Raw genomic sequence first — 20,934 nt, 5'->3', positions numbered from 1 at the left:
ATCTCGACAAGACGTGACGGTGGATGGACGGGGGCAGGACTGTGCCGAAGAGTGGGCCGCATGCCGCGGTAGATCACGTGCGTGTCGACGTCGATCAGGTCAATGCGGTGGCGTCGTTCTATCGACACGCGTCTTCGGTGGTCGCCGCTGCAGCGTCGGACATGGAATCCCGACCGTTCGGGCGGTGGAGCGTCGGGGAAGCGTATGCCCTGATGGCGCAACGCTATGGTGCGATGGGCGAGCATCTCGTCGGGCGTCTCCGAGCGCAGGCCGCCGCAGCAGCCGACCTCGCCGACATACTGACCCAGGGAGCATCGCGCCTCGACGATGCCGACTCCGCCGGCGCGTCGACGATACGTCGAGCCGACGGTCGCGACGCCGCCGCGGCAGCGTCATCTCAGGGGTCCGCCCGTGCCACCGGGAGTCCCTCGTGAGTCGGAGACCGGGCAGTCTTGCCGAACTACGGACACAGGCGATCGCGGGCAGCGACGAGTTGATCTCACTGATGGGTGTCGGGCGAACACTGGGGATCGACGTGCCCGCTGACGACGACGAGATCCGAAAACCGTTGGCGCGCATAGGCCAGTTCGACATCGCCGGACTCTCCGACGACGCGCACCGACTCGCATCCGCCCATCGTGTGGTCGCCGAGCAACTGCACTGCCTGCCCGAGCAGCAGGTCAGGCTCGACGACGGATGGTCGAGCGCGTCGGGCGACGCAGCGATCGGCCACGTCCTCGATCTTCAGCGTCGCATCGAAGCAGACCTCGGCGCGCTGCGCGCCCTGTCCGACTCGACGAACGCAGCGGCGACGGGCATCGACCGTCTCTTACGGACGTGGTACGTCACTGTCGCGCGCTGTTCGTCCCCACTCGTGGCGGGAGTACCCAGCGGCGAACTGCCGACAGCGATTCTCACCGGGAGGATGCCGCTCACGCTCGTCGCCGCCGACATTCTCTCCCGCGTTCACCTGTTCCTCAGCACCGCCGAGACGACGGTCGCTGCACTCGACGACATCCTGCACACTCTCAACCGTGCGACGGAGGGCCTTGATGGCGACGCATATCAGACCGGCGATCGAGGTAGGGGACGTCTCGACGTGAATCATGCGAAAGCGCAGAGCACGTTGATCGTGATCCCCGAGGCGCCGGCCGGTGAGGAGCGGCCCGGCGCGCATGCGCCTGTCGGACCCGGCGCGCATGCGCCTGCGGGGCCCGAAGCGCATGCGCGTTCGGGTGAGCAGCCGGATCACACGGGCGAGAACCCGCCCCGGTCAGGTCGTCAGTCCGAGAGTGTCGACGTCCCATTGACCCTGCCGCGCCCCGATCAGCCCGCCACGTCCACGCAGGCGCCGCAGTCAGTCCCCGGCCCCCAGTCAGTCCCCGGCCCGCAGTCAGTCCCCGGCCCGCCGGCCGACCAGCCACCGCCGGGTGGCGATGGCCCGCGAGCCGATCAACCCCTGTCGCAGGTCCCCGAATCAGATTCCGCGGCCGATCTGGCACTGGCGGGTGACCAGTGACCATCGCAGATCAGATCGACGCGCTTGCCCGCGCGGCGACAGAGTCGATCGTCGGTGCCTCACGTGAGTTCAGCGCGACACAGACCGACCTGGCAAGCGCGTGTGCCGAGCACCGGAGCCGATCCGGCTCCCCATCGACACGGGCGCGTGAGCAGCTCGTCATCGACGCAGACGAAGCCGACGCGCTTCCCCGCGTGCTGTTGCCTGCCGACATGGCCGAGGCCAGTCCGCATTCTCCCGCTGAGAGCACATAGGCTGAGCTACGTGGCCCGGAAAAAGCGCATCTCCGCCAAGTCCCCCGACAAGTTGGCCAAGCAGCTCGCTCGGCGTGGTCCGCACAAGGTGTTGCGGGGCGACCTCGGCATCGTCGGCATGCATGGCCAGGTCTTCACACCGGCCGACGCCGGTCGGTATCCGGCCGTCGCTTTCGGTCACGGGTGGTTGAGCAGCGCCAAACGCTATCGCGACCTGCTGTACCACTTCGCCTCATGGGGCATCGTCGTCGCGGCGCCCGACGATCAGAAGGGAGTACTGGCCTCCGACGTCGGTCTGGCAGCCGATCTGCGTGCCGCCGCGACGGTCGTCAGCAACTACTCACTCGGCACCGGAGAAGTCACCGTCGACCGTGACCGTATCGGTGTGATCGGTCACGGTTTCGGCGCCGCTGCCGCCGTGATCGCCGCGAGTGACGAGCAGTTGCTCGGGCAGGAAGCGCTCGCTCTGCGCAGCGTCGTGGCACTGTTCCCCGCCCCGACGACCGATGCTCTGCCGAAAGCCGCGGCGACTGCCACGGCTCCGTGTCTGATCCTGACCGGTGCGCGCGAGCTCGACAACGTCGACGCGAACGCCCTGACGTTGGCGCGTGACTACGCGGGCGATGTGTCGTTGCGCACCATCCCGAAGGCCACGCGTGCCGACATCGTCGCGCGACCGTCGATCAAGTCGCTGATCGGGTTGAGTGCGGTCGACCGCAAGTCGCATTCGACCGTACGTGCGATCAGTACGGGATTCTTGCTGTACACCCTGACCGGAGACCCCCAGTACGCGGGCTTCACCGACCCCGAGGCGCAGATCGGCAAGACCACGGTCGTCGACGTCGAGGAACCGCCGGAGGAGCGGCTCGACTCGGTGTCGCGTCTGTTCGGTGCGAAGTCGAGCGGTGCGGGTCGTCAATTGCTCGCAAAATCCCCGGTACGCTGAACATCTATGTGTGGAATCGTCGGATACGTGGGCAGGCGCGATGCCCTTGACATCGTTGTCGAGGCGCTGCGCCGGATGGAATACCGCGGATATGACTCGGCGGGCGTCGCCATTCTCGACGGGCACGGTCACACGACCGTCGAAAAGAAGGCAGGTCGCCTCGAGAACCTGGACAAGCAGATCGCGTCGGTCGGTCGGGATGCCCTCGCGGGCACGACCGGAATGGGGCACACACGATGGGCGACGCACGGGCAGCCCACCGACCGCAACGCCCACCCGCATGTGAGCACTGACGGCAAGCTCGCCGTCGTGCACAACGGGATCATCGAGAACTACGCACCGCTGCGTGCCGAGCTCGAAGCCGAGGGCATCGAGTTCACCTCCGACACAGACACCGAGACCGCGGTGCATCTCGTGGAGCGCGAGTACAACTTCGGCCCGACCGCGGGTGACTTCGTGGCGAGCGCCTACTCGGCGCTGCGTCGACTCGACGGTGCGTTCACGTTGGTGTTCACCCACTCCGATCATCCCGACACGATCGTCGCGGCACGACGGTCGACGCCGCTGGTCGTCGGCGTCGGTGAGGGCGAGATGTTCGTCGCCTCCGATGTCACCGCCTTCATCGAACACACCCGGGATGCCGTCGAGCTCGGTCAGGACGAGGTCGTGGTGATCTCGGCCGACAGCTACACCATCACCGACTTCGAACAGAACCCCCGCCCGGGCAAACCGTTCCACATCAATTGGGATCTGGCTGCCGCGGAGAAGGGTGGCTACGACTACTTCATGCTCAAGGAGATCGCCGAGCAGCCCCGAGCTCTCGCCGACACACTCCTGGGGCACCTGGAGAACGGGCGGATCGTCCTCGACGAGCAGCGTCTGTCCGATGACGACCTGCGCGACGTCGACAAGGTCTTCGTCGTCGCCTGTGGAACCGCCTATCACGCAGGCATGCTCGCCAAGTACGCCATCGAGCACTGGACCCGGCTGCCCGTCGAGGTCGAGCTGGCAAGCGAGTTCCGCTACCGCGACCCGGTGCTCGACCGACAGACCCTCGTCGTGGCCATCTCGCAGTCCGGCGAGACCGCCGACACGCTCGAGGCCGTCAGGCATGCCAAGGATCAGAAGGCCCGGGTCCTCGCGATCTGCAACACCAACGGTGCGCAGATTCCCCGCGAGTCCGACGCTGTGCTCTACACACATGCCGGCCCCGAGATCGGCGTCGCCTCGACGAAGTGTTTCCTCGCGCAGATCGCCGCCGCCTATCTCGTCGGTCTCGCGCTCGCTCAGGCGCGCGGCACCAAGTACGCCGACGAGGTCGCGCGGGAGTTCGGTGCGATGGAGGCCATGGTCGACGCCGTGACCGAGGTGCTCGGCACGATGGATCCCGTCCGCGAACTCGCGGAGTCGCTCGCCGATCGCCCGACCGTGCTGTTCATCGGGCGTCACGTCGGTTACCCGGTGGCGCTCGAGGGAGCGCTCAAGCTCAAGGAGCTCGCCTACATGCACGCCGAGGGGTTCGCGGCGGGTGAGCTCAAACACGGTCCGATCGCCCTCATCGAGGACGGACTGCCTGTCATCGTCGTGATGCCGCAGGCCGATGGCCGTGCGGTGCTGCATTCCAAGATGGTCAGCAACATCCGGGAGATCCAGGCGCGCGGAGCGCGGACCATCGTGATCGCCGAGGACGACGACGATGCCGCGCGCGCGGTCGCCGACCACTTCATCCCGATCCCGAAGACGCCGACGCTGTTGCAGCCGCTGGTGTCGACCGTGCCGCTGCAGGTCTTCGCCGCGAGCGTCGCGCAGGCACGCGGCTACGACGTCGACAAGCCGCGAAACCTCGCCAAGTCGGTCACGGTCGAATAGGGGAGCCACATGCCGGTCAGCTACCTCACCGCCGACGCCGTCCGAGCCGCGGAACGCGCGACAGGGGAGTTGCTGACCAACGGCACGCTGATGCGCCGCGCCTCCCACGGTGTGGCCGGAGCAGTGCTCGCACTCCTTCGTGACCGATCAGGCGCCGTCGTCGGGCGCACTGTCGGCCTAGTAATCGGAGCAGGCGACAACGGCGGCGATGCGTTGTACGCCGGAGCCGAACTCGCGAGGCGCGGTGTGGCTGTCCGTGCGGTCCTCCTTTCTCCCGACAAGGCACACCCCGGCGGGCTGACGGCTCTCCGACGCGCGGGCGGTCGGGTCGTCGACGCACTGCCGGGTTCGCTCGACGCCGTCGTCGACGGTGTCGTGGGTATCGGCGGGCACGGGCCCCTGCGACCGGCCGCGGCAACGGTGTTCGCGTCGATCGACCCCGCCACACCGATCGTCGCCGTCGACCTTCCGTCCGGGGTCGACGCCGACACCGGACAGGTCAACCACCCGGCGGTACGCGCCGACGTGACCGTCACCTTCGGGGTGCGGCGACACGCTCACCTGCTCGCGGCACCACAGTGCGGCCGAATCGAGCTCGTCGACATCGGGCTGGCTGAGGATCCCGAGGGAGAGCCGACATCGACCGGGGGCACCGGCGCGCAGTCGCCACGCCTGTACGCGCTGACCGACGCCGAGATCGCCGACGCGTGGCCGATACCTGGCCCGCACGACGACAAATACACGCAAGGTGTCGTCGGAGTGATCGCCGGCTCGCATCGCTATCCGGGCGCGGGAATCCTGTGCACGGGTGCCGCCGTGACCGCGACATCGGGCATGACGCGGTACGTCGGATCAGCGCACGCCGAGGTGGTGGAGCACTTCCCGGAAGTGGTCGCGGTGCCCGAGTTCGCCGACGCCGGTCGGGTACAGGCATGGGTCGTCGGCCCGGGAGCCGGAACCGACGACGCGGCCACCGAACTCCTGGGCAAGATCCTCGCCACAGAACTCCCGGTTCTCGTCGATGCCGACGGGCTGACCGTGTTGTCGGAGCATCCAGATCTCGTGCGCGGGCGCGACGCCCCGACGTTGCTGACGCCGCACGCGGGCGAATTCGCTCGGCTCACCGGGGAAGAAGTGGGCGCCAATCGTCTCGGGGCCGTCGCCGGACTCGCACGACGCTGGGGCGTCACGGTGCTCTTGAAGGGGCGCGTGACCTTGGTCGCGGAGTCCGACGGCACGGTGTTCGGCAACGACGCGCAATCGTCGTGGGCGGCGACCGCCGGAGCGGGTGACGTGTTGTCGGGGATCGCGGGCGCTCTTCTCGCCGCGGGTCTGCCGCCCCTGTGGGCGGGCGCAGCAGCAGCGCGCGTGCACGCCCACTCCGCGGCGCTGGCCAGCGGTGGCGCACCCATCGGGGCGTCGAACCTGCTCGGTGCGCTGAGGCCGGCGATCCGCCGTCTGCTGGCCTGAGGCACGAGCAGGCTCCGCGAATGGGTGGGACCTCTCGGATCGCCGATCACGACCCCCTGAGTGCGACACAAACCACTTCCGCGGATCTGGGACAATGGTCGCGATGACCTCTCACGATCCGACGCCCGGCGCCTTGCCCGCAGCCCTGACGGCGACCATCGATCTCGACGCGATCGCGCACAACGTCGGTGTGCTCCGCGCCGCGTCGGGCACCGATCTGATCGCGGTGGTCAAGGCGAACGGCTACGGGCATGGTGCCGCGCCGGTCGCGCGAGCGACACTCGAAGCCGGAGCGGCAGAACTCGGCGTCGCGCACATCACGGAGGCGCTGGCGTTGCGCGACGCAGGTATCGACGCCCACATCACCGCGTGGCTGCACACCAACCACGCCCCGTTCGATGCCGCGATCTCCGCAGACATCGACATCGCGCTGTCGTCACGGCGTCAGCTCGCCCGTGTCGTCGACGCCGCGCAGCGTCTGGGACTCTCCGCCACTGTGACCGCCAAGGTCGACACCGGGCTCAATCGCAGCGGTGTCGCCGCCGACGAATGGGCCGACTTCGCGGACGATCTCGCCAAGGCGAAAGCCGACGGCGCGGTGCGGGTACGCGCGATCATGTGCCATCTCGTGCGCGGCGACGAGCCGGAGCATCCGTTGAACTCGCAGCAGGCCGAACGCCTCGACGCCGCTGCCGCAGATCTCGCGCAGCTGGGGAGCCCCGCCGAGGTGATGCACATCGCCAATTCGCCGGCGGCGCTCACTCGTCCGGACCTCGCCCGCGACCTGGTGCGGCCCGGCCTCGCGCTCTACGGATGCAGCCCGATTCCTGAGCGCGGTGACTTCGGGCTGGTACCCGCGATGACACTGCGCGCCGAGGTCGCGTTGGTCAAGACACTCGCCGCAGGGCAGGGCGTCTCGTACAACCACCACTGGACGTCGGAACGCGACACCATGATCGCGGTGATTCCGGCCGGCTACGCCGACGGTGTGCCGCGGTTGCTGTCCAACCAGATGCGGGTACAGATCAACGGTCGCAGTTTCCCTCAGGTCGGTCGGATCTGTATGGACCAGTTCGTGATCGACCTCGGCCCCGATGGTGACGGCGTCGCGGAGGGCGACATCGCCGAACTGTTCGGAACGGGGGCCGACGGCGCCCCGATCGCCCGTGAGTGGGCCGATCAGATCGGCACCATCGACTACGAGATCATCAGCGGGATCGGCGCACGAGCCCATCGCCGGTATGTGGGCCGGGCGGCCCGCGAAACCCGAACGGCGCAGCGGTGAAGCCTTACGAACGGCTCGGTCTCGTCGCAGGCCTCGGAGGTCTCGGCGCGCTCGGCGGGCTGGCCGCCGCGGGCGCGGGTCGTGCGCTGGCTCGGCGTCGCGAGGACTCACGCGACGACCCCTACGCCGGAATCGATTTCACTGCCATCTACTCCGACGAGGCGTCGACGGTGACCACCGACGACGGCCTCGCCCTCGCCGTCCGCACCGTCGATCTCGGCGGTCTGCAGTCGCGCGAGACGCCCGAGGTAACCGTGCTTTTCGTGCACGGATTCAGTCTTCGCATGGCGTCGTGGCATTTCCAACGGTTCGACCTCGCGGCGGCGTGGGCCGACCGGCGCATCCGGATGGTGTTCTTCGACCATCGCGGGCACGGGAAGTCCGACGCCGCTCCGCCCGAGACCTGCACCATCGCTCAGATCTCCGACGACGTCGGTGCCGTGATGCGGACCGTCGCGCCGTCGGGAAGCGTTGTGCTGTGCGGACATTCGATGGGTGGGATGTCGATCATGGCGCTCGCGCGTCGCCACCCCGAACTGTTCGGCCCCGACGGGCCCGTCGCGGGCGTTGCGTTGGTGGCAACGGCTGCCAAGGGTCTCACGGAAGCGGGACTCGCGCGTGGGCTGCGGAATCCACTGGTGGACGCGTTCCGCGCCACCGTGCGCCACACGCCGCGAGTGATCGAAGCCGGCCGCGATCTGACGAGACTGATCCTCGAACCGGTGCTCGTGTCGGCGAGTTTCGGGCCGGACTTCCACAGCGCGGCGCTCGGTCGGGCGGTGGAGAAGATGATCCAGAACACGCCGATCTCGACCGTCGTGAGTTTCCTCAACGCGTTGGAGCACCACGACGAGTCGATGGGTCTTCCCGTGATCGCACAGGTGCCGACCACTGTCGTGTGCGGTACCGCCGATCAGATGACACCGCTGCCGAATTCGCTGCACATGTTCGGCGATCTCGGCGACGACTCCCGACTCGACATCGTCGACGGCGCCGGACACATGGTCCTGATGGAGCAACCGGATCGGGTGACCGACGCCATCGCCGACCTGGTCGAACGCTCGCGCTCGGCGCTGCCCCAGCCACGACGGCGTCGTATTCCGCTGTTGGGCAGGCGACGATGACCGATACCGGTCGCACGTGGACGCGTGAGCTGCCAGACGTCGCCGACACGGAAGCCCTCGGGGTCGAACTCGGCGAGGATCTCTCGGCGGGCGACGTGGTCATCCTCGACGGACCGCTCGGCGCAGGCAAGACGGCGCTGGCGCGCGGAATCGCCGCGGGACTCGGCGTCGTCGGTCGGGTGTCGTCGCCGACCTTCATCATCGCCCGTGAGCACAAACCCGGTCGACCGGGGCGGCCGGGCATGGTGCACGTCGACGCGTACCGTCTCGGTGGCCTCGACGAACTCGACGCCCTCGACCTCGACACCGATCTCACGGACGCGGTGGTCGTCGTCGAATGGGGGGAGGGTGTCGCGGAGCGTCTTGCCGAACGACACCTGCTGGTGCGATTGCACCGCGATCCCGACACCGATGTCCGCCACGCGCAATGGAGTTGGATAGATGGATGAGATGACGGTGCTCGTCATCGACACGGCAACCGACGTGGTGGTGACCGGCGTCGGAACGGTGACGGGCGCAGCGGTACGCGTGTTGGCGGACCGAGCTGTTGCCGATCACCGGCGGCACGCCGAAGTGCTGACGACCCTGATGTCCGAGGCCATGGACGAGGCAGGGATCAGGCGCGACGGACTCGACGCGATCGTGGTCGGATGTGGCCCCGGTCCGTTCACGGGTCTGCGCGTCGGAATGGCGACCGGGGCCGGATTCGGCGATGCGCTCGGTCTGCCCGTTTACGGTGTGAGTTCACTCGATGCCATCGCTTCGGATGCGGCACGACATTTCCCGTCGAACGCGTCGATGCTCGTGGTGACCGACGCGCGGCGTCGGGAGGTGTATTGGGCGCGGTACGCCGACGGTGAGAGGATCAGCGGGCCGGATGTGTCCGCGCCGGATGTGGTCGCGAACTCGCTTGCCGCTCAACCGGCCGACGTCGCGGCAGGATCACCGCACCATCTCGAACTCTGCGGATGGCGTGGCGAACCGTCGCTGGTGAGCGCCCCGACGGTACGCGGGCTGCTGCTGGCAGGCGCGCACGACGTATTGGCGGGAGCCCCGCCGCGACCGCTCGTCCCGCTCTACCTGCGGCGCCCGGATGCGGTCGAACGCAAAGACCAGCGCGACAAGGCGGTGACTCCCGGATGACCACGCCCGAATTGCTCATCGACCGCCTCGAGTATTCGGACATCCCGCGGTGCGCGGAACTCGAACAGGAGATGTTCGTCGGCGATTCCCCTTGGCCGGCAACCGCCTTCCGCGCCGAGCTGAATGCGCCCTACAACCGGTACTTCGCCGCTCGCGAGACACCGGGAGGTGCGGTCGTCGGCTACGCGGGTATTTCGACGCTCGGCGCTGGCGGCGCTTACGAATGTGAGATCCACACGATCGCCGTCGCCCCGAGCCATCGTGGTCTGGGCTACGGGCGGGCTCTCCTCGCCGAGATGCTGGACGTCGCCGATGCCGCCGATGCTCCGGTCTACCTCGAGGTCAGAACCGACAACGACACGGCGATAGAACTCTACGAACGCAATGGATTTGTTCGACGCGGCGTGCGCCGCAACTACTATCAGCCCTCCGGCGCTGACGCATACACGATGGCGCGTCCGTCCGTCTCGGGGCGTGGAGGTGACCCGGCATGATCGTGATGGGAGTCGAGAGTTCGTGCGACGAGACCGGCGTCGGCATCGTCGAATGGACGCCTGGCGACGGCGATGGTCCGGGAAACGTGACGCTCCTCGCCGACGAGGTGGCCTCGAGTGTCGACGAGCACGCACGGTTCGGGGGTGTGGTGCCCGAGATCGCGTCGCGTGCGCATCTCGAGGCGATCGTTCCGGCGATGCAGCGCGCGCGGGAGGCTGCGGGGATCGACAAGCCCGACGCCATCGCCGTGACCATCGGGCCGGGACTGGCCGGAGCGCTGCTCGTCGGAGTTGCCGCGGCCAAGGCGTATTCGCTGGCATGGGACGTTCCGCTGTATGCGATGAACCATCTCGGCGGCCACGTCGCGGTCGACACCCTCGAGCACGGCCCCACGCCCGAATGTGTTGCGCTGCTCGTGTCCGGCGGTCACACGCATCTGCTTCACGTCACCGACCTGGCCGACCCGATCGTCGAACTGGGCACGACCGTCGACGACGCAGCAGGCGAGGCGTTCGACAAGGTCGCGCGACTGCTCGACCTCGGATTCCCCGGCGGACCGGCACTCGACAAGGCTGCAGCACAGGGCGATCCGCACGCGATCGAGTTCCCGCGCGGCATGACCGGACCCCGCGATGCCCGCTACGACTTCTCATTCTCCGGCGTGAAGACGGCCGTTGCCCGCTACGTCGAGAAGTGCCGTCGCGACGGGGTCGACGTGCCGATCGCCGACGTCGCGGCGTCGTTTCAGGAGGCCGTGGCGGATGTGCTGACGCTCAAGGCGGTTCGTGCGTGTACCGACCTCGGTGTCGACACGTTGGTACTCGGTGGGGGTGCGACGGCCAACTCCCGAATCCGATCGCTCGCCCAGGAGCGCTGCGCTGCGGCGGGTATCACGCTCCGCGTCCCGAAGCCCCGACTCTGCACCGACAACGGTGTGATGATCGCGACGCTCGGAGCTCACGTGATCGCTGGCGGCGCGCAACCGTCCCCGTTGACGGTGGCCACCGATCCTGGACTGAGCGTTCAGGTGTCGCAGGAGCGCTGAGCGGCCGGCGTCACTGCTCGCGCAGCAGTTGTGGGCACCCGTCGGTGAGCGAGGCGAGCGTCTCGCGTTGAGTCGGGCGTGCCTGGGCGTAGCGCTCCTCCCCGGCGGCCGTCAGCGCTGCGAACACCGAGCGCCGGTCGGATTCACACATCGTGCGAGACACCAGCCCGTCTTTCTCGAGTCGCGCGACGACGCGCGACAGTGCGCTCTGGCTGAGGTGCACGCCGCCCGCGAGTTCGCTCATGCGTGCCTGGTGCGCGTCGGACTCGGCGAGCAACTCGAGTACCTCGAACTCGCTCGACGACAGGTTGTGTTTGCTCTGCAGCTCGCGATCGAGCGAACAGAGGACCTTGTTGTAGCGGATCGAGAGATCGCGCCATGCGGCGGCGAGTTCGTCGGAAGATGTCACCGCCTTGGTCATGGACCGCATCCTACCCTCACCGGCGGATATATGTTCGGGCAAAAGATGTGACCGCAATTAATGTAGACGCAATGAATGCACGTGCATATAGTTTCTCGCATGGCACACAACACGCATGAAGTGGTCATCGCGAACAGGTCTGACTCGACGCCCGACGTGGGCGAGCAGGCGTACGACATCCAACCGGTGCACCCCGAACCGTCATCGGACCTACACATCACCTCGGCGACAGGCTGGACGAGCAGGGTCTGGATACTCCTGGTCGTCCTGGCGGGCGCGCTGTTCCTCGACGGCCTCGACATCTCGATGGTCGGCGTCGCGCTGCCGTCGATCGGCACGGATCTGCACATGGGGCAGTCGCAGCTCCAGTGGATCGTGAGTGCTTATGTCCTCGGTTACGGTGGGCTGTTACTGCTCGGCGGGCGGGCCAGCGATCTCTTCGGCCGGCGTCGGGTCTTCCTCGTCGCTCTCGGGGTTTTCGGCGTCGCATCGGTCGCGAGCGCCGTCGTCGACATCAATGGTGTGATCATCGGCCTTCGGTTCGTCAAAGGCATTGCCGCGGCCTTCACGGTCCCCGCGGGACTGTCGATCATCACGACGACATTCGCCGAGGGCCCCGCGCGTAACAAGGCGTTCAGCATCTATACCGTCTGCGGCGCGAGCGGCTTCTCGCTCGGGCTGGTCTTCGGTGGGCTGCTGACCGAACTCTCCTGGCGGGCGACCCTGCTGTTTCCGGGGCCGGTCGCACTGCTCCTGCTCCTCGCCGGAATTCGCGTGATTCCGCGCGCTGCACGTACCCGCATGCAGTGGCGAGAGTTCGACGCACTCGGCGCACTCACCAGTACCGGAGCGTTGCTGCTCCTCGTTCTCGCCGTGGTGCGGGCACCCGAGATCGGGTGGGTGGCCCCGGTGACGATCGTCAGCTTCGCCGCAGCGGTCCTGCTCGGTCTCGCATTCGTCATCGTCGAGTTCCGTCACCGCCACCCGCTCGTGCGTCCGGGAATCCTCCGATCGATGCTCCTGGTGCACGCCAATGTCTCGGGCGCGCTGATGTTCGGCGGCTACGTCGCATTCCAGTTCGTCGTGACGCTCTACCTGCAGGACTCGCTGGGATGGTCTCCGCTGTCGATGGCACTCGCCTTCCTTCCGGCGGGAGCGATCGTGGTGGCCAGTGCCCTTCGGATGGACAGGGTGCTCGACCGGGTGCCGACGCCGTTGCTGCTCGTGGCCGGCTTTTCGGCGTTCCTCGGCGGCTACCTGTGGTTCTCCAGGGTGCAGCCCGGCATGTCCTACGTCGACTTCCTGCTGCCGACGATCGTGCTCCTCGGCGTGGGCTTCGCGCTGTGTTTCCCGTCGATCAACTCGCAGGGCACCGCGGGTGTCGCCGACCATGAGCAGGGCTTGGCGTCCGGTCTGGTGAACACGAGTGTTCAGGTTGGCGGGGCGGTGATGCTGGCTGTCATCACCGCGGTCTTGGCCAGTTCGACCGAGTCGTCGCAGCGCGGGCAACTGCTCGGCGGGATGTCGACGGCGATCTGGGTGGTCAGTGCGCTCGCCGTGGTCGGTCTGGTCGGCGCTCTCGTGGCATCGTGGCTGTCGCGTCGTGTTCCGGCGCGCGTCTGACGGGTCGATGCATGGAGTTGCACCCGGGCCCCTTGAGTGCTGGCACTCTCGCGTATAGAGTGCCAGTAGGCACTGAAGTGAACCTCGGCACCCGCGACGACGAGGTTTCGTGCAGGGCCCGCAAACACATACATCGTTTCTCAGATGAGAAAGTTGAGGACTCACATCGTGGCGAGCGTGAACATCAAGCCGCTTGAGGACAAGATCCTGGTGCAGGCTGTGGAGGCCGAGACGACCACCGCATCCGGTCTGGTCATCCCGGACACCGCCAAGGAGAAGCCCCAGGAGGGCACCGTCATCGCCGTCGGCGAGGGACGTGTCACCGAGCAGGGCAATCGCGTCCCTGTCGACGTCAAAGAAGGCGACACCGTCATCTACAGCAAGTACGGCGGCACCGAGATCAAGTACGCCGGTGAGGAGTACCTGATCCTCTCGTCCCGCGACGTGCTCGCGGTGATCGGCAAGTAACAGCCCACGGACCAACGTGTGGTCGTTCCGCCCCGGGGTCTGTACACAGACCCCGGGGCGGATTACGTTGTGCCCCCATTCATTCCAAGTAGAAGGCACTCAAGAAGGAAATCATGGCCAAACAGATCGAATTCGACGAGAAGGCCCGCCGCTCACTCGAGCGCGGTATCGATCAGCTCGCTGACACGGTCAAGGTGACACTCGGCCCGCGCGGGCGGCACGTGGTGCTGTCCAAGGCGTTCGGCGGACCGGCGGTCACCAACGACGGTGTGACGATCGCGCGCGACATCGAACTCGAGGACCCGTTCGAGAACATGGGTGCTCAGTTGGTGAAGTCGGTCGCCACCAAGACCAACGACGTCGCAGGTGACGGAACGACAACTGCAACTGTTCTCGCGCAGGCGATCGTCAGCGAAGGACTGCGCAACGTCGCGGCAGGCGCGAGTCCCGTCGCGCTGGGCGCGGGTATCTCCAAAGCCGCCGACGCGATCAGCGACGAGCTGGTCCGTGTCGCAACGCCTGTCGAGGGCGAGAAGGCCATCGCACAGGTCGCGACCGTCAGCTCGCGTGATCCCGAGGTCGGCGAGATGGTCGGCAAGGCGATGTCGACGGTCGGCACCGACGGCGTCGTCACGGTCGAAGAGGGTTCGGGTCTGCACACAGAACTGGTCGTCACCGAGGGCGTGCAGTTCGACAAGGGCTATCTCTCGCCGTACTTCATCACCGACCCCGACCTCCAGGAAGCGGTTCTCGAGGATGCACTCGTGCTCCTCTACCGCGACAAGATCAGCTCACTGCCCGATTTCCTCCCGCTGTTGGAGAAGGTCGCGCAGTCGGGCAAGTCTCTGCTGATCGTGGCCGAAGACGTCGAGGGTGAGCCGCTGTCGACGCTCGTGGTCAACTCGATCCGCAAGACCATCAAGGCCGTCGCGGTCAAGGCGCCGTTCTTCGGGGATCGTCGCAAGGCCTTCCTCGACGACCTCGCGGTGGTCACCGGCGGCACCGTGATCTCCACCGACATCGGTCTGTCGCTGGCGACGACCGAACTCGACCAGCTCGGCTCCGTGCGTCGGGCGGTGGTCACCAAGGACACCACCACGCTGGTCGAGGGTGGTGGCTCGAAGGAGGCCGTCGCCGCGCGCGCCGAGCAGATCCGACGCGAGATCGACAACAGCGATTCCGACTGGGATCGCGAGAAGCTCGCCGAGCGTCTGGCGAAGCTCTCCGGCGGCATCGCGGTGATCCGCGTCGGTGCCCCGACCGAGACCGCTCTCAAGGAACGCAAGCACCGCGTCGAGGATGCGGTCGCCGCGGCCAAGGCCGCCGTCGAGGAGGGCATCATCCCCGGTGGTGGTTCTGCGCTCGTGCAGGCGTCCAAGGTGCTCGATTCCCTCGCCGAGGGACTTGGCCAGGACGAGGCGCTCGGTGTCCGGGTCGTCCGTGACGCCGTGCGGTCGCCGTTGTACTGGATCGCCAGCAACGCGGGGGTCGACGGTGCGGTCGTGGTCGACAAGGTCACGCGCGAGGAGACCGGCCACGGTTTCAACGCCGCGACGCTCACCTACGGCGACCTGCTCGCCGACGGCATCATCGACCCGGTCAAGGTGACCCGGTCGGCGGTCGTGAACGCCGCGTCTGCCTCTCGGATGGTGCTGACCACCGAGGCTGCTGTCGCCGACGAGCCCGCCGACGGCGCCGACAGCCAGGGGCACGGTCACGCGCACTGAGCGCTAGGCAGACCTGACGTCACACGAAGGAGCCCGGGCAGATCTCACGGTCTGCCCGGGCTCCTTCGTGTGAAAGTTGTGCTTGTGGCGATGAGGTGTCGTATCCGAGAGGGTGTCGCGACGCGGCGGTGATGACGATGTTGATCGACTGTCGCGCCGATCTCACCGACCGGAGTCGATCAGCTCGCGATGCGTCGTCCGACGCCGCGCTTCATCAACATGCTGCGCTCCGACTCCGACAATCCTCCCCAGATGCCGTAGGGCTCAGCGACGGCCAGGGCGTGCTCGCGGCAGTGTGCGATGACGGGGCATTGGTGGCACATCTCCTTTGCGCGACGCTCACGCTGGGCACGCGCTCGTCCGCGCTCACCGTCCGGATGAAAGAACATGGAGGAATCGACACCACGGCAAAGGCCTTGCATCTGCCAATCCCAGATATCGGCATTAGGTCCGGGAAGGTGATTGGGCTGAGGCATGGCACGAACTCCTTTGATTCTCGAGGTACCGCTGCTCTGCTCCGCCGACCCTGAGACCGCCGGAACCACACTTGCGCATCGCCACTTGGGCTGTGCATCGCAAACACTATGCGGACGGCGGAAACAGCGTCAATAGTGCCTCTCGAGGACAAGATCGTTCAAAAAATTCCATCGTTGTTAACGAAATGTTGTGTGGTCGCGTCGAACTAGCACAACCCCGCCCCGCCACCTGCGCGGACCCTCCAGGAGGTTATCCGAGGTGCTGTGAGCAGCGCCGATGCCGATCGATTTCCCTCTCGCCGGGTGAAAGTGCGATCGTGGGCGCGCGCACGGCCGAGAACGCGGGTAACACGGCGGAAATGTATTCATCATGCGTACGTGACGCGGACGTCGAATTAAAGAATTGTGACGGCACGTTAAATTCAGGAAAACGGGGAGGTCTGAAGTGATGTGGACCACGAAATCGTTGCTGAATTCGTTGCGAATTGAATGGTGGGCGGCCGTCGAGCGTGGAGGCACGGGCGATGGCGCAGCCGCCCTGACGATGCTCAGCCGGCTCCGGGAACGTGCCCGCATCGTGGATGCGTCCGATGTGGTGTCGTTGGCGTGGAGCACGACGGCATCCCTGTACCGCCAGGCCGGCCGTCACGACGTCGCCATCGCCTTCGACGCGGCCGCGCTGTCGGCTCTACCCGGTCCCGTGCGGTGTGGCGATCCGTGGTTGCGGGTCGCCGCTCACGACGCGCTGGTCGGACTCGCCGCGGACAACCTCGGACAGCTCCGCTTCCCGGTGACGGCACGATTGCTCGCGCGCGCCGGCGAGCTGTGCCCCGGGTACGAGCCGTCGTTCGGAGGAGGGACCGACGCCCGGGACGCGTGGACGTATTTCGTCACCGAGGTACGACCGCGCGTGCGCGAGAGGTGGGTGGGCACGGAATTGGCGATCTACACAGGTGAGGGTGAGCAAGCACGACGTCGGATCGGCGAAGCGCAGGCACTGCTGACGGGTTGTGTCGCGCGAACTCACGAACGTCATCGCATCAAGACCGATCTGATCGCGGCGGCGGCGTCGGCTGACGACAAGCAGGATGCGTATACGGTTGCGGTGTCGTGTCTGGATCGTGCGCGGGCTGCAGGGCTCGAACCGCTGGCCTGGGCGGCATTGTCGCTGATGCGGGGATTGGGCGACACGTCGGAAGTGACGATTGCGGGCATCGCGCGCTCGCATGACATGCTTGTGGATCGGGGTATGCCGTTCCACGGCCGCTCGTAGATCCGTCACGACTCGATTGATCAGCCAACACAAACGTGTAACACGGGAATCTCAACTGACGATGAAACTGACAGGTGTTGAGTTAGACGAAGCCGTCCGCGCAGCCGCGTCGGGCGACCGGGTCGCACTCACGTCAGTCCTCGAAAGTGTGCAGGAACCCATCGTGCGCTACTGCCGGGGGCGGATCGGTGTCGGAGAACGCCACTTGTTCTCCGCTGACGACGTGGCGCAGGAGGCCCTGATGGCTGTCATGACCGCGCTGCCCCGGTATCAGGACCAGGGGCGCCCGTTCATGGCCTTCGTGTACGGCATTGCCGCACACAAGGTCGCCGATGCCATGCGCGTCGCCGGTCGCGTGAAAGCCGACCCGGTCGAACAGATCCCCGAGGTCGTACAAGTCACCGGGGGGCCCGAGCAGAGCGCGCTCGATGCCGATGCCAGCAGGCAGATGAAAGCACTGCTCGCGTTGATTCCGGAGAAGCAACGCGAGGTGCTGATTCTACGGCTGGTCGTCGGATTGTCGGCCGAGGAGACCGCAGATGCAGTGGGCAGTACGCCCGGTGCGGTCCGGGTCGCGCAACACCGGGCTTTGGCGAAATTGAAGGAACAGCTGAGAAAGGCAGGAGGACATGATGAACGACGAGCGTGAGTCGCGTCGTGGTCGCTCCATGCCGGGTCGGCGGCAGTCGGGGGGCTTGCACGACACCGGAAAGGGTGCGTACAACCAGCACACAGGCGAGTGGGCCACTCCCGACGACACGCCGGTGGACATATCGGCTGTGCAGTTCGACGACGCGTTCCTCGACGCTCTCTCGCGCGACGTGCCGACGCCGACACGTGACGACGCCGAGTACGAACTCGCAGGGCTGCTCTCTGCGTGGCGCCACGAGTCGCTCGCAGAACCGCTGCCGCTGGGGCCGAGCGTCGCAGAGGTCGAGAAGGCGATAGCCGCACAGGGCCCGAGCGCTCGTGCCCGCACGATGGTCCGGACGCTGCGTATCGTCGCGGGGGCCGCTGCCGTGGCAGTGGTCGCAGCGGCGGGGCTGACCGTGATGTCGCAGGGTTCCGAACCCGGAGACCCGCTGTGGGGCGTCAAGAAGGTCGTGTTCGCGCAGGCGGCATCCGAAACCCAGGCTGCCTACGACGTACGCTCGAACCTCGAGAAGGCCGAGGCCGAGCTCGCCGCGGGCAACACACAGGCCGCCGAGTCGTTGATCGCGAAAGCCCAGGGTTCGATGGGGCCGGTCCGCGATTCGTCGACCCGCACGCACATGGACGAATGGATCGGACGCCTACGCGCCGACACCGGCGCAACTCTGAGCAACAATCCGTCGGCGACGTCGCCTGGCGGTGGAAACGTCGACACCTCGGGATCTGCGACGAGCGACCCCGCGCAGCCGACCGACCAGCTCATGAATCAGAGTCAAACGAATCCTGCGCCGACGGCGCCGCACACCACGCCGCCGACGACGACCGAAGCTCCGCCGCAGACGACCACCAAGCCGCCGACGACCACGCCCACCACGACGACCACCGCCGCGAACGATGGGCCCTCGAGCAGCTGGCCACCGACGAGTTGACCCGTTTCCGGTAGGGATACTTCGGGTGACCGCGAGGATCTCGGATCACATATGAGTGGAGCGCCGCAGTTGCGGCGCTCCACTCATATGTCAGGACTCACATGTCAGGTGCAGCGCATCGCGCCGCGCAATTCGTCAGCGTTCGTCTCCGAGGTGATGGTGTGCGTCGGCGTAACCGCGGCAGTAGTCCCATGTCACATACGCGTCGGGACGCGGATCGACCGCAGGTTCGTGAGGACGAACCGTGCCGTCGATCAGAAGTTGCAGCAGGTTGGCGCGCAGCATGTCCCAGTCGTGGTAGTGATCTTCCTGGCAGTCGTCGCAGACCACGACGAGGCCGCGAATTCCCCGGTGGGCGAGCAGCGCCTCGTAGACGGCGAGATCGGCGAGATCCTCCTCGACCGCGAGCCGTTCGCTCTCGTCCAAGGGGATGCCAGGCTCCATCGAATCCAGCATCGAAGCCGGATCACTGGGGTCGTCGGCGAACGGGTCTGGTGGGAGGCCCGGTGGGAGATGATCACGCACATATCCACCGTAACCGATTCGACCACCTGTGCGCCGCAACGCCTCCACAGATCGACGACGGCGCCGGTGCACGTGGGAATTGGTCATCCCGCGGCACTTCGCTGCGGGCGAAACAAGCGGGCCTCCATTACCAGATAGAATGGACGAATGACGCAGGTTCGCACCGGAGGAGACGACCCCGGCAAGGTCGCAATGCTCGGACTGACGTTTGACGACGTCCTGTTGTTGCCCGCGGCATCGGATGTGATTCCCAGTGAAGTCGACACGTCGTCGCGGGTCACCAGGGACATCATACTGCGTGTGCCTCTGGTCAGTTCGGCGATGGATACGGTCACAGAGTCGCGCATGGCCATCGCCATGGCGCGCGCGGGGGGAATGGGTGTGCTGCACCGAAACCTCTCCATCGAGGCCCAGGCGGGTCAGGTGGAGACGGTCAAACGGTCAGAAGCAGGTATGGTCACCGACCCGGTGACGTGCTCGCCGACCAATACGCTCGCCGAAGTCGACGCTATGTGCGCGCGGTACCGCATCTCGGGTCTGCCGGTCGTCGACGATCGCGGCGAACTGGTCGGCATCATCACCAACCGTGACATGCGCTTCGAGGTCGACCAGAACCGGCCGGTCTCCGAGGTCATGACCAAGGCACCGCTGATCACCGCACAGGAGGGGGTGTCCGCGGAGGCCGCTCTCGGGCTGCTGCGCCGCAACAAGGTCGAGAAGCTGCCGATCGTCGACGGCAACGGCAAGCTCACCGGCCTGATCACCGTCAAGGACTTCGTCAAGACCGAGCAACACCCGCTCGCCACCAAGGACTCCGACGGCCGCCTGCTGGTCGGCGCCGCGGTCGGTACAGGCGACCCGCAGTGGGAGCGCGCGATGGCGCTCTCCGACGCCGGCGTCGACGTGATCATCGTCGACACCGCCCATGCGCACAATCGTCTCGTCCTCGACATGGTCTCGAAGCTCAAGGCCGAAATCGGCGACCGTGTCCAGATCGTCGGCGGCAACGTTGCGACCCGTGAGGCAGCGCAGGCTCTCGTCGACGCGGGTGTCGATGCGGTCAAGGTCGGTGTCGGCCCGGGCTCGATCTGCACCACGCGGGTCGTCGCCGGTGTGGGTGCACCACAGATCACCGCCATCCTCGAAGCCGTTGCCGTGTGCAAGCAGGCCGACGTCCCGGTGATCGCCGATGGCGGCGTGCAGTACTCCGGCGACATCGCCAAGGCGCTCGCCGCGGGCGCGTCGACCGTGATGCTCGGCTCGCTGTTGGCGGGCACCGCAGAGGCTCCCGGCGATCTGATCCTGGTGAACGGCAAGCAGTTCAAGAGCTACCGCGGTATGGGCTCGCTGGGTGCAATGCAGGGACGCGGGCAGGGCAAGTCGTACTCGAAGGACCGCTACTTCCAGGACGACGTACTCGCCGAGGAGAAGCTGGTGCCCGAAGGCATCGAGGGGCGGGTTCCCTATCGGGGTCCGCTCGGACAGGTTGTCCACCAGCTCGTCGGTGGTCTGCGTGCGTCGATGGGATACACCGGCTCGACGACCATCGACCACCTGCAGGGTGCGCGGTTCGTTCAGATCACCGCAGCGGGTCTCAAGGAGTCGCATCCGCACGACATCACATTGACCGCCGAAGCGCCGAACTACTATTCACGCTGACGTCGCGGTCGCGGTCGTCTCGGCCGCGGCCT

The 20,934-nt window shown here is 66.8% G+C and carries 22 protein-coding genes; 19 read left to right on the top strand and 3 right to left on the bottom strand.

Annotated features, from left to right (window positions below; translation table 11 throughout):
- The first annotated feature begins 77 nt into the window (after positions 1-77).
- The 12 genes from LK459_RS02200 to tsaD all read left to right on the top strand — a co-directional run bounded on the left by LK459_RS02200 (position 78) and on the right by tsaD (position 11,150).
- Positions 78-434, top strand: a complete 357-nt coding sequence (locus tag LK459_RS02200) for a hypothetical protein (RefSeq protein WP_227921505.1) — start codon at positions 78-80, stop codon at positions 432-434.
- Positions 431-1,519: a hypothetical protein gene (locus LK459_RS02195; protein ID WP_227921504.1), complete on the top strand. Its 1,089-nt coding sequence runs from the start codon at positions 431-433 to the stop codon at positions 1,517-1,519. Before LK459_RS02200 ends, LK459_RS02195 begins: the two co-directional genes overlap by 4 nt.
- Complete coding sequence (locus LK459_RS02190) at positions 1,516-1,773, top strand: hypothetical protein (RefSeq protein WP_227921503.1); 258 nt, start codon at positions 1,516-1,518, stop codon at positions 1,771-1,773. Before LK459_RS02195 ends, LK459_RS02190 begins: the two co-directional genes overlap by 4 nt.
- A gap of 10 nt (positions 1,774-1,783) precedes the next feature.
- A complete protein-coding gene (locus tag LK459_RS02185; protein ID WP_227921501.1) occupies positions 1,784-2,719 on the top strand; it encodes a dienelactone hydrolase family protein in 936 nt (311 codons plus the stop codon).
- Positions 2,720-2,725: 6 nt separating this feature from the next.
- On the top strand, positions 2,726-4,588 hold the full coding sequence (gene glmS / locus LK459_RS02180; protein WP_227921500.1) for a glutamine--fructose-6-phosphate transaminase (isomerizing): 1,863 nt from the start codon (positions 2,726-2,728) through the stop codon (positions 4,586-4,588).
- A 9-nt stretch (positions 4,589-4,597) separates the two neighbouring features.
- The gene (locus tag LK459_RS02175) at positions 4,598-6,058 is read left to right on the top strand and encodes a bifunctional ADP-dependent NAD(P)H-hydrate dehydratase/NAD(P)H-hydrate epimerase (protein WP_227921497.1); all 1,461 of its coding nucleotides are present in this window, start codon (positions 4,598-4,600) and stop codon (positions 6,056-6,058) included.
- A gap of 94 nt (positions 6,059-6,152) precedes the next feature.
- Positions 6,153-7,343, top strand: a complete 1,191-nt coding sequence (alr, locus tag LK459_RS02170) for an alanine racemase (RefSeq protein WP_227921495.1) — start codon at positions 6,153-6,155, stop codon at positions 7,341-7,343.
- Positions 7,340-8,467, top strand: coding sequence for an alpha/beta fold hydrolase (locus LK459_RS02165; protein WP_007237073.1), 1,128 nt, complete (start codon positions 7,340-7,342; stop codon positions 8,465-8,467). The genes alr and LK459_RS02165 overlap by 4 nt, the downstream gene beginning before the upstream one ends.
- The gene (gene tsaE, locus LK459_RS02160; protein WP_227921494.1) at positions 8,464-8,916 is read left to right on the top strand and encodes a tRNA (adenosine(37)-N6)-threonylcarbamoyltransferase complex ATPase subunit type 1 TsaE; all 453 of its coding nucleotides are present in this window, start codon (positions 8,464-8,466) and stop codon (positions 8,914-8,916) included. The genes LK459_RS02165 and tsaE overlap by 4 nt, the downstream gene beginning before the upstream one ends.
- Positions 8,909-9,610 carry a tRNA (adenosine(37)-N6)-threonylcarbamoyltransferase complex dimerization subunit type 1 TsaB gene (gene tsaB, locus LK459_RS02155; RefSeq protein WP_227921492.1) on the top strand — a complete coding sequence of 234 codons (702 nt, stop codon included), beginning with the start codon at positions 8,909-8,911 and terminating at the stop codon, positions 9,608-9,610. The genes tsaE and tsaB overlap by 8 nt, the downstream gene beginning before the upstream one ends.
- Positions 9,607-10,104 (top strand): ribosomal protein S18-alanine N-acetyltransferase, encoded by a 498-nt coding sequence (gene rimI / locus LK459_RS02150; protein WP_227921491.1) that lies wholly within the window; start codon positions 9,607-9,609, stop codon positions 10,102-10,104. Before tsaB ends, rimI begins: the two co-directional genes overlap by 4 nt.
- A complete protein-coding gene (gene tsaD / locus LK459_RS02145; protein ID WP_227921489.1) occupies positions 10,101-11,150 on the top strand; it encodes a tRNA (adenosine(37)-N6)-threonylcarbamoyltransferase complex transferase subunit TsaD in 1,050 nt (349 codons plus the stop codon). Before rimI ends, tsaD begins: the two co-directional genes overlap by 4 nt.
- Positions 11,151-11,160: 10 nt before the next feature.
- Here the strand turns inward: tsaD and LK459_RS02140 are convergent, their stop codons facing one another.
- On the bottom strand, positions 11,161-11,571 hold the full coding sequence (locus tag LK459_RS02140) for a MarR family winged helix-turn-helix transcriptional regulator (protein WP_007237078.1): 411 nt from the start codon (positions 11,569-11,571) through the stop codon (positions 11,161-11,163).
- Between the two features lie 99 nt (positions 11,572-11,670).
- On the opposite strand from LK459_RS02140, the gene LK459_RS02135 reads away from it, so the two are divergent.
- The 3 genes from LK459_RS02135 (at position 11,671) to groL (ending at position 15,389) form a co-directional block, all read left to right on the top strand.
- Complete coding sequence (locus LK459_RS02135) at positions 11,671-13,194, top strand: MFS transporter (protein WP_227921488.1); 1,524 nt, start codon at positions 11,671-11,673, stop codon at positions 13,192-13,194.
- A 168-nt stretch (positions 13,195-13,362) separates the two neighbouring features.
- Positions 13,363-13,662: a co-chaperone GroES gene (gene groES, locus LK459_RS02130; RefSeq protein ID WP_005174150.1), complete on the top strand. Its 300-nt coding sequence runs from the start codon at positions 13,363-13,365 to the stop codon at positions 13,660-13,662.
- Positions 13,663-13,775: 113 nt separating this feature from the next.
- The gene (groL, locus tag LK459_RS02125; protein ID WP_227921487.1) at positions 13,776-15,389 is read left to right on the top strand and encodes a chaperonin GroEL; all 1,614 of its coding nucleotides are present in this window, start codon (positions 13,776-13,778) and stop codon (positions 15,387-15,389) included.
- Positions 15,390-15,568: 179 nt separating this feature from the next.
- On the opposite strand, the gene LK459_RS02120 is transcribed toward groL, so the two are convergent.
- Complete coding sequence (locus tag LK459_RS02120) at positions 15,569-15,865, bottom strand: WhiB family transcriptional regulator (RefSeq protein WP_005174148.1); 297 nt, start codon at positions 15,863-15,865, stop codon at positions 15,569-15,571.
- Positions 15,866-16,313: 448 nt separating this feature from the next.
- Between LK459_RS02120 and LK459_RS02115 the strand changes: the two genes are divergently transcribed.
- The 3 genes from LK459_RS02115 to LK459_RS02105 all read left to right on the top strand — a co-directional run bounded on the left by LK459_RS02115 (position 16,314) and on the right by LK459_RS02105 (position 18,718).
- Positions 16,314-17,138 carry a hypothetical protein gene (locus LK459_RS02115; protein WP_227921486.1) on the top strand — a complete coding sequence of 275 codons (825 nt, stop codon included), beginning with the start codon at positions 16,314-16,316 and terminating at the stop codon, positions 17,136-17,138.
- Positions 17,139-17,199: 61 nt separating this feature from the next.
- Positions 17,200-17,787, top strand: coding sequence for a sigma-70 family RNA polymerase sigma factor (locus tag LK459_RS02110; RefSeq protein ID WP_007237082.1), 588 nt, complete (start codon positions 17,200-17,202; stop codon positions 17,785-17,787).
- Positions 17,771-18,718 (top strand): anti-sigma-D factor RsdA, encoded by a 948-nt coding sequence (locus LK459_RS02105; RefSeq protein WP_227921485.1) that lies wholly within the window; start codon positions 17,771-17,773, stop codon positions 18,716-18,718. The genes LK459_RS02110 and LK459_RS02105 overlap by 17 nt, the downstream gene beginning before the upstream one ends.
- 135 nt (positions 18,719-18,853) lie before the next feature.
- Here the strand turns inward: LK459_RS02105 and LK459_RS02100 are convergent, their stop codons facing one another.
- Positions 18,854-19,243 carry a DUF5319 domain-containing protein gene (locus tag LK459_RS02100; RefSeq protein WP_039993237.1) on the bottom strand — a complete coding sequence of 130 codons (390 nt, stop codon included), beginning with the start codon at positions 19,241-19,243 and terminating at the stop codon, positions 18,854-18,856.
- 147 nt (positions 19,244-19,390) lie between these two features.
- Here LK459_RS02100 and guaB point away from each other — a divergent pair, with 147 nt between their 5' ends.
- Positions 19,391-20,902: an IMP dehydrogenase gene (gene guaB, locus LK459_RS02095; RefSeq protein ID WP_227921484.1), complete on the top strand. Its 1,512-nt coding sequence runs from the start codon at positions 19,391-19,393 to the stop codon at positions 20,900-20,902.
- Positions 20,903-20,934: the final 32 nt, after the last annotated feature.

This window comes from Gordonia otitidis (genome assembly GCF_020735545.1).
Classification (GTDB): domain Bacteria; phylum Actinomycetota; class Actinomycetes; order Mycobacteriales; family Mycobacteriaceae; genus Gordonia; species Gordonia otitidis.
The sequence above is the reverse complement of the archived record's forward strand: the minus strand, read 5'-3'. Positions and strand labels throughout refer to the sequence as shown.

Bases quoted from the DNA above. Each gene is read 5' to 3' on its own strand.
- glmS (WP_227921500.1), top strand. From the start codon at position 2,726: ATGTGTGGAATCGTCGGATACGTGGGCAGGCGCGATGCCCTTGACATC.
- LK459_RS02175 (WP_227921497.1), top strand. From the start codon at position 4,598: ATGCCGGTCAGCTACCTCACCGCCGACGCCGTCCGAGCCGCGGAACGC.
- alr (WP_227921495.1), top strand. From the start codon at position 6,153: ATGGTCGCGATGACCTCTCACGATCCGACGCCCGGCGCCTTGCCCGCA.
- tsaE (WP_227921494.1), top strand. From the start codon at position 8,464: ATGACCGATACCGGTCGCACGTGGACGCGTGAGCTGCCAGACGTCGCC.
- tsaB (WP_227921492.1), top strand. From the start codon at position 8,909: ATGGATGAGATGACGGTGCTCGTCATCGACACGGCAACCGACGTGGTG.
- rimI (WP_227921491.1), top strand. From the start codon at position 9,607: ATGACCACGCCCGAATTGCTCATCGACCGCCTCGAGTATTCGGACATC.
- tsaD (WP_227921489.1), top strand. From the start codon at position 10,101: ATGATCGTGATGGGAGTCGAGAGTTCGTGCGACGAGACCGGCGTCGGC.
- LK459_RS02140 (WP_007237078.1), bottom strand. From the start codon at position 11,571: ATGACCAAGGCGGTGACATCTTCCGACGAACTCGCCGCCGCATGGCGC.
- LK459_RS02135 (WP_227921488.1), top strand. From the start codon at position 11,671: ATGGCACACAACACGCATGAAGTGGTCATCGCGAACAGGTCTGACTCG.
- groL (WP_227921487.1), top strand. From the start codon at position 13,776: ATGGCCAAACAGATCGAATTCGACGAGAAGGCCCGCCGCTCACTCGAG.
- LK459_RS02120 (WP_005174148.1), bottom strand. From the start codon at position 15,865: ATGCCTCAGCCCAATCACCTTCCCGGACCTAATGCCGATATCTGGGAT.
- LK459_RS02115 (WP_227921486.1), top strand. From the start codon at position 16,314: ATGTGGACCACGAAATCGTTGCTGAATTCGTTGCGAATTGAATGGTGG.
- LK459_RS02110 (WP_007237082.1), top strand. From the start codon at position 17,200: ATGAAACTGACAGGTGTTGAGTTAGACGAAGCCGTCCGCGCAGCCGCG.
- LK459_RS02105 (WP_227921485.1), top strand. From the start codon at position 17,771: ATGAACGACGAGCGTGAGTCGCGTCGTGGTCGCTCCATGCCGGGTCGG.
- guaB (WP_227921484.1), top strand. From the start codon at position 19,391: ATGACGCAGGTTCGCACCGGAGGAGACGACCCCGGCAAGGTCGCAATG.